Below are 2567 nucleotides of genomic sequence, written 5' to 3'. Positions count from 1 at the left end.
CAACTATCCGGCATTCGCCAAGAATACGATCAAGCTCGGGAAAAATTTGAAGGCCAAGGATTTCGATATCAAGTCTCCGAAACCCACAAAGCAGATTACCGCGCGTGTGATCGGCGTCATCGAAAATCAGGCGCCGACAAAAGCATTGGAAGCGGAGTTGTCAGTCTCCGACGGCATCGTCCAGATGGATCGGCGCAATGATGTCTGCCAAATCGCTCTTGTCGAGAGGCATCGTGGAACGGGGAAGGTAGTTAACGGCTTTGTCTCCGGCTTTGGCTATACCCTCGACTGCGCTATGGCCTCAACCGTCGCTCATGACAGCCATCACATGATTGTGGTAGGCACCAACAAAGACGATATGGCGAAAGCTGCCAATCGGCTTGGTGAAGTTGGCGGTGGTGTGGTGCTGTTTTCCAAGGGCCGAGAACTTGCCATGGTGGAAATGCCGATCGCAGGCCTGATGTCTGACCAGCGTGCCGAAATCGTCGCAGCAAAGGCTGATAAACTCGTCAACGCCATGCGCGCGATGGGCTGTACTCTCAACAATGCGTACATGCAGCATTCGCTGCTGGCGCTGGTTGTCATTCCGGAATTGCGTATATCTGATGTCGGGATTATCGATGTCCGGACATTTACGAAGGTTGACCTATTCCTATGACTGCATTCATCAAGGCCGTGGATCGCGCGACGGAAAAAATGCGCATGCTGTTTCCCGAAACACCGCTGCAACTCAACCATTATCTCTCCCAGAAATACGCTGCACAGATCTGGCTCAAGCGCGAAGATCTGTCACCTGTGCGGTCCTACAAGATCCGGGGCGCGTTCAATTTCATCTCTCATTATCTGAGCGAGCACAAGTCGGAGGATTCGTCTTTCGTTTGTGCGTCGGCAGGAAACCACGCACAGGGTTTTGCCTTCATCTGCCGGCACTTTGGCAAAAAGGGTGTCGTCTTCATGCCGGTAACGACGCCGCAACAGAAGATCGACAAGACGCGCAGTTTCGGCGGCGAGTTCATCGAAATTCGACTGTTCGGGGATATCTTCGATCAATGCTATGCCGCTGCTCAGGACTATGCTGCCGAGAGCGGGGCGATCATGGTTCCGCCTTTCGACCACATGGATATCATCACTGGACAAGCAACCGTGGCACATGAGATCGCCACGCAGCTGCCGGACAAACGCAAGCCCGACCTGATCATCCTGCCTGTCGGAGGTGGCGGGCTTTCCGGTGGCGTTACACGCTATCTTGCCGATCTCGGCTGGGAGACCCGCTTCCGCTTCGTTGAACCAGCCGGTGCGCCAAGCCTGAAACGCAGTCTCGAAGCAGGCAAACGTGTAAAACTTGACACTGTGGACAATTTCGTCGACGGCGCCGCAGTTGCGGAAATTGGCCGTGAAAACTTCAAGTTACTCAAAGGCTTCACAGCAGACTCTGTGACTTTGATTCCAGAAAACCGTCTGAGCTCGACTATCCTCGAGATGCTCAACATCGAGGGCATCGTTGTGGAGCCGGCCGGCGCTCTCGCCATCGATGCGCTCAAGGATTTCAAGAAGAGCGATATCAGGAACAAGCGGATCGTTCTGGTCATATCCGGTAGCAATTTCGATTTTGAACGCCTGCCGGAGCTCAAGGAGCGGTCACTGCGATACGAGGGACTAAAGAAATATTTTATCTTCCGGTTTCCCCAGCGGCCCGGCGCTTTGCGGTCGTTTCTTGATCTCTTGGGACCGGACGATGACGTTGCGCGCTTCGAATACCTCAAGAAGTCCGCGCGTAATTTCGGTTCCGTCCTGATCGGCATCGAGACCAAGAACAAGGTCAATTTCGACGTGCTGTTCAAACGTTTCGATGAGGCAGGTTGGGCCTATCAGGACATCACCGATAATGAGACCATCGCCGGATTGATTATCTGAGGAGGCAAAGTGACCTGCTGGATCATCCTGTTCCGTGGTGTCGGCGGTGATACATTGCTCCCTGTGCAGCCATTGAAAGCGGCACTGATCGACGGAGGTTTTGAGTCCGTCGTAACCTATATCAATACCGGCAATGTCGTTCTTACCTCAAACGATAGCCGAAAGCGTATCGTTGAGCGCGTGGCTAGGATCGCACGGGAGCATTTTGGCTTCTCCAAGCACATCATGATCGTTAGTAGGGCGGAATGGGCCAAGCTCATTACCCAAAATCCATTCCCGCTGGCTKTAAGTGAACCGGCAAAACTTCATGCCTATGTTCTGGAGCGGACACCTGATGCAGAGGCGGTGAAGTCGCTGGAGCAAAAAGCGATAGGGCCGGAGCAGTTCGAGATAAGGGGAGGGGTGCTGTATTATTACACACCGCAAGGCGTTTCGAATGCAAGACTGCATCCTAAAATTGAAAAAACATTGAAAGTTGCAGCTACAGCGAGAAACTGGAATACAGTCCTTAAGTTGACCCATTTGGCTAAGCAAATGGCGGGGGATGCAAAGTGACTATCTACATCGTGCTGTTTCGCGGCATCAATGTTGGCGGCAACAAAAAAGTTAAGATGGAAACGCTGCGGAACGTGCTTGTCGAGGCGGGTTTCGAG

General features: G+C 53.0%; 4 protein-coding genes. All 4 read left to right on the top strand.

Going from position 1 to position 2567, the window contains the following annotated elements; genetic code table 11:
• Nucleotides 1-658, top strand: a 658-nt coding sequence (locus ACXJ5O_RS24020; RefSeq protein WP_457302096.1) for an adenine deaminase C-terminal domain-containing protein, incomplete at its 5' end; no start/stop codon positions are given.
• The gene (gene ilvA, locus ACXJ5O_RS24015) at nt 655-1914 is read left to right on the top strand and encodes a threonine ammonia-lyase IlvA (protein ID WP_457302095.1); all 1260 of its coding nucleotides are present in this window, start codon (nt 655-657) and stop codon (nt 1912-1914) included. The genes ACXJ5O_RS24020 and ilvA, both read left to right, overlap by 4 nt.
• A 9-nt stretch (nt 1915-1923) precedes the next feature.
• Entirely contained in the window at nt 1924-2469 is a 546-nt protein-coding gene (locus ACXJ5O_RS24010) for a DUF1697 domain-containing protein (protein ID WP_457302094.1), read from the top strand.
• Nucleotides 2466-2567: DUF1697 domain-containing protein (locus ACXJ5O_RS24005; protein WP_457302097.1), on the top strand; the 102-nt coding region annotated here is incomplete at its 3' end. The genes ACXJ5O_RS24010 and ACXJ5O_RS24005, both read left to right, overlap by 4 nt.

This window comes from Phyllobacterium sp. P5_D12 (genome assembly GCF_054049495.1).
Note: the sequence above shows the minus strand (reverse complement) of the source record. Positions and strands in the feature narration are given on the sequence as shown.

Bases quoted from the DNA above. Each gene is read 5' to 3' on its own strand.
- ilvA (WP_457302095.1), top strand. From the start codon at position 655: ATGACTGCATTCATCAAGGCCGTGGATCGCGCGACGGAAAAAATGCGC.